Source organism: Thalassotalea mangrovi (assembly GCF_005116735.1).
GTDB classification, from domain to species: domain Bacteria; phylum Pseudomonadota; class Gammaproteobacteria; order Enterobacterales; family Alteromonadaceae; genus Thalassotalea_A; species Thalassotalea_A mangrovi.
The window spans coordinates 95,266-102,020 of sequence record NZ_SWDB01000030.1 but is presented as its reverse complement, the minus strand read 5'-3'; the positions used below and the strand labels follow the sequence as shown (position 1 = coordinate 102,020).

Genomic DNA, 6,755 nt, shown 5'->3' with positions numbered 1-6,755 from the left:
GGCTTCAAAACCCTTCCTGGTTAGTCGTTGACTTGTGCCGTGGAAGTGGATGCGCATTTTAGGGATTTTCTGGTCGCGGTCAACACCCAAATCAACAAAAAACACAAAAAACCGATCGTTCGTTTAATTATCGTACAACATCAACAAATGGTTAACTAAGGCGAGTAAAAAAGTTCACAAAACCGTGGATTCAGGACTCAGAGACTTAAACAAAGTCTGCTTGTATAGGTACGCAATCGAAGATTGCTCCGAGTACGGAATATTAATAAGTACGCTATCAAAGTTTGCTCCGAGCACGGAATATTAATATTCCTCCGGGTACATGAATCAAAGATTCATTTCGGGTACGCGATGAACAACATCGCTTCGAGTATGGGCTCAGGTTTCAGGTTTCAGGTTTCAGGTTTCAGGTTTCAGGTTTCAGGTTTCAGGTTTCAGGTTTCAGGTTTCACAGGTCATCCTCACGTACGTGGGGATCTCGCTCTTTATCTTATGGTGGAGATTTCCTGTCGTAGCAGGAAATGACGAAGACTGTATGGTCTGCGAAAGTCTCTGGGTATCAAAAGCTGTCTAAAGGTGACAACGAAAAGCCTTGAGTTTAGGTGCCCGATGCCATCCCGGCGAAAGCCGGGATCTCACTATTTATATTCTGGTTGAGATTTCCTATCAAGTAGGAAATGACGGTATTTAAAAACGGGTGTAAGTGGAAAGTTTCCAGCTTCGCTGTGGAAAGAAAAGCCGTCTTCCACCTCACACTTCCACCATAACTCTTGCTTTTCGCTAGCCGTAATCTTCGATCGCATACTTAACTATCCGGGGTGTCTAAAGGTGTCAAAGGCTGACAACGAAGGGCCTTCACCCGAAGTAACTCTTCGAGTTACATACTCGGAGCCAATGCTTTTCATTAGCGTACCCGGAATAGATTCCGTGAATTTACGTACTCGTTACCAAAAAAGCAGTTTGCTAGTCGCTAGGCGCAATCTCCGATTGCATGCCAGGAGCTGGCTCGCCAGCGTGCTCGGAGTGAAACGTGCTAGTTGCTAAAAGTTTTGGCTGAGTCCTGAAACCTGAGTCCTTCTTTATTTGGCCTTGCGTTAAAAAATTTGTTATAAGAAGGGTGTAAAGAAACGTTCCAGACCAAGATGGTTAGCTATAAACAATAAGAAGTCGCCCTATGGATAGATTAAAAACAATTACTTCGGCTTTGCTATTGATGAACATAATCGGTTTTCAGGCAGCCGCTAAAGATGTCACCGTATATCGTTGGGTCGATAAAAACGGCCAGATACACTTCAGTCAGCATGAACCGATTGATAAAGAGTATGCGGAAGTTACAATAGAAACGCCTTACAACAAACCAAAACCGTCGTTGCCAGATCGTAAGATCAAAGAAGGTGACAGCCCGGAAGTGGTTTCGGCAAAATTGGCAATGCAAGCCGAGGAAAAGTGCGAAAATGCCAAAAGCAATTTACGCACTCTTAACGATTTCCCGAAAGTGAAAGTTACCGGCGAAGACGGTAAAACCCGAGTCCTGACACCGTTAGAGAAATTACAACAACTTCGCCTCGCAGAAAACGAAGTTGCTGTCTATTGTGATAAATCACTCACTAATTAATATTTCACCGTCACGCGCATCAACTTTAATTCTAGCCCCCGGAATAAATTTACCAGCCAGGATTTCCTGAGCCAGCGGATTTTCCACGTGTTGCTGGATCGCACGTTTGAGCGGTCGGGCACCAAACACGGGATCAAAGCCTGCTTCGGCGATTTTTGCCATTGCCGCATCGGTTACATCCAACGTTAACTGACGCTCTTCCAGACGTTTCGCCAGTAATTCCAATTGAATACCGGCAATTTGTTGGATTTGCTCAGCATCGAGTGGGTGGAATACCACCGTTTCATCGATACGGTTGATAAACTCAGGCTTAAAGTGCTGACCTACGACGCCCATAACCGTTGCTCGCAGTTGTTCATAACTGGATTCGGTTGCCATCTCCTGTATTAAGTCCGAGCCCATATTTGAGGTCATAATGATAACCGTATTGCGAAAATCAACCGTGCGTCCCTGACCATCGGTTAAACGCCCGTCATCAAGCACCTGCAGTAAAATATTAAATACTTCAGGGTGGGCTTTTTCGATTTCATCCATCAGGATCACCGAATAAGGTTTACGCCTGACGGCTTCAGTCAGGTACCCTCCTTCTTCATAACCCACATAACCCGGAGGCGCGCCTATTAACCGGGCAACGCTGTGTTTTTCCATGAACTCGGACATATCGATGCGAACCATGGCGTCGTCGCTATCGAACATAAAATTAGCCAAGGCTTTGGTTAGCTCGGTTTTACCCACCCCGGTAGGGCCCAAAAACATAAATGAGCCAATGGGTTTATTGGGATCCGACAGGCCGGCACGCGAACGACGGATGGCATTGGATACGGCTTTTACCGCCTGACTCTGGCCAATAACCCGTTTTTGAATCTCATCTTCCATGCGCAGTAACTTGTCGCGCTCACCTTCTAGCATTTTCGCCACCGGAATTCCAGTCGCTTTTGACAGCACCTGGGCAATTTCCACATCGGTTACTTTATTCTTCAACAGTTGCATATCGACAACCGGGTTTTGCTCGGCGCTTTCCAGTTGTTTGGTTAACTCTGGTATGACGCCGTATTGCAATTCCGCCATGCGTTCAAAATCACCGCTACGCTGCGCAACTTCAAAGTCTAATTTGGCCTGCTCTAATTCCGCTTTAACATTCTGAGTACCGTAAAGCGCTGCCTTTTCATTCTTCCAAACCTTTTCAAGTTCATCATACTGCTGCTGATTGGCAGAAATTTCATCTTCTAACAGTTGCAAACGTTTTCGGGATGCTTCATCGGTTTCCTTTTCAACCACTTTTTGTTCCAGCTTGAGCTGTATTAATCGGCGTTCGATCCGATCCAGTTCTTCAGGTTTCGAGTCCATTTGCATGCGAATACTGGAAGCCGCTTCGTCTATCAGGTCAATCGCTTTATCCGGTAACTGTCTGTCGGAAATATAACGGTGTGATAACGTGGCCGCAGATACAATTGCCGGATCGGTAATTTCAACACTATGGTGCAATTCGTAACGCTCTTTCAGGCCACGTAAGATTGCTACCGTATCTTCGACACTTGGTTCATCAACCAGTACTTTTTGAAAACGACGCTCCAATGCGGCATCTTTTTCAATGTATTTGCGATATTCATCAAGTGTTGTCGCGCCAACACAATGTAAATCACCTCGAGCCAGGGCTGGCTTTAACATATTACCAGCATCCATTGCGCCATCGGTTTTACCGGCACCGACCATGGTATGTAGCTCATCGATAAACAGAATGACCTGCCCTTCTTCTTTAGCCAATTCGTTTAATACTGCTTTCAGGCGCTCTTCAAATTCACCACGATATTTAGCGCCAGCAATTAAGGCGCCCATGTCCAGAGACAATACCTGCTTATTCTTCAGGCCTTCCGGAACTTCTCCATTGACAATCCGTTGCGCCAGGCCCTCAACAATAGCGGTTTTACCGACACCTGGCTGACCTATCAAGACTGGATTGTTTTTGGTGCGACGTTGTAATACCTGTACAGTACGGCGAATCTCTTCATCCCGACCGATAACCGGGTCAAGCTTACCCTGTTCCGCCCTTTCAGTGAGGTTAACCGTGTATTTTTCCAGTGCCTGGCGGGTATCTTCGGCATTGGGATCATTAACTGTCTGGCCACCGCGCAGCTTATCTATTGCCTGTTTTAATGCTGATTCTTTCAGGCCTGCGGATTTTAGTAGTTTACCTAGATGCCCCTGATCCTGCAGTGCCGCCAGTAAGAAGGTCTCAGATGAGATAAATTTGTCTTGTTGCTTTTGCGAAATTTTGTCACAAACATTCAATAAATTACCAAGTTGATGTGAAACCTGCACATCACCGCCACTGCCCTCAACTTGTGGTAGGGACGCCAATAACTGATTAAGTTGCGCTCGCAGGGAAGACACTTCAACCTGGCACTGCTTGAAAATTGAAGCTGTTGAGCCGTCGCTTTGGTTCAATAACGCCAGCATTACATGGGCCGGCTCAATAAACTGGTTATCATGGCCGAGCGCCAATGATTGAGCATCGGCCAATGCTTGCTGAAATTTCTGGGTTAATTTATCCACTCGCATTTAACAATCCTCTGAATTATCCACAATTAGAATGTGGTTTTATCGTTTGATACTGTTTAAATATGAATCGATATGCAAAAATTCAATGGCTTGGTGAAAAAAATGTTAAGCGCCATTTAACAAAATGGCGCTGTTGCAGAGGTAAGCTGCGCTGGTGGAAGAAAAGGGTTACTTGCCAGGGTCACCCTTTTCAGGTGGAGAAAATTCTCTCGCTGTCGAATTTTGGAGGTAATCGTACGATGAGGGTGACAACGAAGAGTCTAAGTTCCGTCATCCCGGTGTCGACCGGGATCTCGCTCTTTGTATTTTTTGGCTTAGATTTCCTGTCGTGGCAGGAAATGACGAAGTCTCTGGGGCTTGCCAGCGTGCAATTAGCTTGAAGTAAAGGCCTTTCGCCCTCCGAAACCTGAGACCTGAAACCTGCAGACTTAAGTGGTGAAGTAAAGAGCTTCACCACTGCTATGTTTTGGTTATTACTGTCGCCATCCTGCCAGTCTGGCCGTCGCGACGATAAGAAAAAAATGACTCTGGATTGGATACGGTGCAATAAGGGCTTCGAGTAATATGAATTACGCCTAGTTGTTGCAATGTCGTTGTAGCAATACCCTGCAAATTCGCCAAATATTTACCATCTGACTGTTTTTCAAAATACTGCTCATTGTCGATTGAATTTAATACAAATTGCTGGCGAACTTCTGCTCCCACCTCAAACTTTTGCGGGCCAATACATGGACCGAGCCAGGCATGAACATTCGTCGCAGGAGACTGAAAGTAATTGAGGGTGTTAACCACGATTCCTGCCGCTAATGGCCGCCAGCCAGCATGGATGGCAGCGATTTCCGAACCATCTTCTGCAGCAAGCAAAATGGGCAGGCAATCGGCGGTAAGGATGGAGATGGGTTGATTATCTAAGCGGGTATAGACCGCATCTGCCGTATAGGGCTTTGCACTGTAGGCGGTGAGCTCATGGACCCGGTCGCCATGGACTTGGTTCAGCCACTGAATGGATTGACCATTCACAGCCGCCGTTAGTTTTTGTCGATTCGTCACTACCTTCAACTGCTCATCACCGACATGATCGCCGAGATTAAAAGAATCGTAGGGAGCAAGGCTCACTCCCCCGGTTCGAGTCGTGCTTAGTGCTTTGACCCTATGATTATTTGAATCATTTACGTTGAATATCGAGTCAAGACTATGTTGGCTGTTAAACAATTCCCACTCCCTGTCAGGCGACACTTCATGCTGGTTATTAGAGCGTGTTGACCTTTGCTGGACAAACTTTGTTCAACAACCGCCCATTATCGATCCAATCACTGAGTCTACAAACAAGTTTATTATATGAAACGTACCATTGAATTCTGCGAACAGCGTTTGTTTTGAATCTGGTCTGCGTTTTTTCTCGTTACCGTACAATAAGTACGCTAAAGAGAAAAATCCTTACCCATATCCCAAACAACTCGCTGCAAAATTGACCTTCAAAGATCATCACGCTCTAGTATTCTTCCACCATATTCTGCTGAGCATCGAGATGCAAGGCGTCGGCTATTTCCTGCATGTCGTCAGGGACTGGCGCATGCCAGGTCATTAACTCGCCAGTAATCGGGTGATATAAAGACAACATGGTTGCATGCAATGCCTGACGTCTAAAGTTACGTAGCAACTCTCTCAGCTCTTCGCTGGCATTTTTGGGTGGTCTTGGGCGTCCGCCGTAAACCGGGTCACCAACCAGCGGATGAGCAATGTGCGCCATGTGCACGCGAATCTGATGGGTTCGACCGGTTTCAAGACGTAAACGCAGGCGCGTATGCAAGCGATATTTTTCCGCAACCCGGTAATGCGTCACCGATGGTCGTCCTGACATGGTGATGGCCATATGGGTTCGCTTGCTAGGATGACGGCCGATTGGCTCGTCAACCACACCACCAGCAGTCATGATGCCATTGGCAATGGCTTCATATTCGCGGGTGATTTCCCGGTGCTGCAGAGCGTCAACCAAATTCGTCTGTGCTGCAATCGTTTTGGCGACTACCATCAAACCTGTGGTGTCTTTATCCAGACGATGAACAATACCCGCCCTGGGTAGGTTTTCCTGGTCTGGGTTATGGTGCAACAACGCATTAAGTACGGTACCGTCTGGATTACCGGCACCCGGGTGAACCACCAGACCTGCCGGTTTATTGATAACCAGAATATCATCGTCTTCATAGACGATGTTGAGTTCTATATCCTGAGGTTCAAAATGAACTTCCGCTTCAATTTCAGCATCCAGGTTTATCACTTCACCGCCATACATTTTTTCTCTGGCTTTGGTGGTGACTTCACCGTTTACGCTGACATTGCCGGCCAGAATCCAATCTTTTAATCGAGATCTGGAAAAATCCGGGAACATTTGCGCAATTGTTTGATCTAAGCGTTTACCTAAACAGGAATCAGGAACTACTTCCTGAAGTTGTATTTTCTCAGCCATTAAGGTCTCTATGAATTAGCACTGTGCAATACAGATTAGCTGGGTTAGAATGCAATGACTTATATTTTACCCGCTTTGAGACGGGCTTTCACAATTATTTTAACTGGGTCTTTG

Annotated in this window: 4 protein-coding genes; 1 reads left to right on the top strand and 3 read right to left on the bottom strand. The window is 46.2% G+C overall.

From position 1 onward, the window contains the following. Positions 1-1,174: 1,174 nt before the first annotated feature. On the top strand, positions 1,175-1,615 hold the full coding sequence (locus E8M12_RS12710; protein WP_136736537.1) for a DUF4124 domain-containing protein: 441 nt from the start codon (positions 1,175-1,177) through the stop codon (positions 1,613-1,615). Here the strand turns inward: E8M12_RS12710 and clpB are convergent. The 3 genes from clpB to rluD all read right to left on the bottom strand — a co-directional run bounded on the left by clpB (position 1,601) and on the right by rluD (position 6,641). Beyond that, the gene (gene clpB / locus E8M12_RS12705; RefSeq protein ID WP_136736536.1) at positions 1,601-4,174 is read right to left on the bottom strand and encodes an ATP-dependent chaperone ClpB; all 2,574 of its coding nucleotides are present in this window, start codon (positions 4,172-4,174) and stop codon (positions 1,601-1,603) included. The two genes, E8M12_RS12710 and clpB, sit on opposite strands and share 15 nt — an antisense overlap. Positions 4,175-4,633: 459 nt before the next feature. Beyond that, positions 4,634-5,356 carry a peptidoglycan editing factor PgeF gene (gene pgeF, locus E8M12_RS12700; protein WP_136736556.1) on the bottom strand — a complete coding sequence of 241 codons (723 nt, stop codon included), beginning with the start codon at positions 5,354-5,356 and terminating at the stop codon, positions 4,634-4,636. A 310-nt stretch (positions 5,357-5,666) separates the two neighbouring features. Continuing rightward, positions 5,667-6,641, bottom strand: a complete 975-nt coding sequence (gene rluD / locus E8M12_RS12695) for a 23S rRNA pseudouridine(1911/1915/1917) synthase RluD (protein WP_136736535.1) — start codon at positions 6,639-6,641, stop codon at positions 5,667-5,669. Positions 6,642-6,755 lie beyond the last annotated feature (114 nt).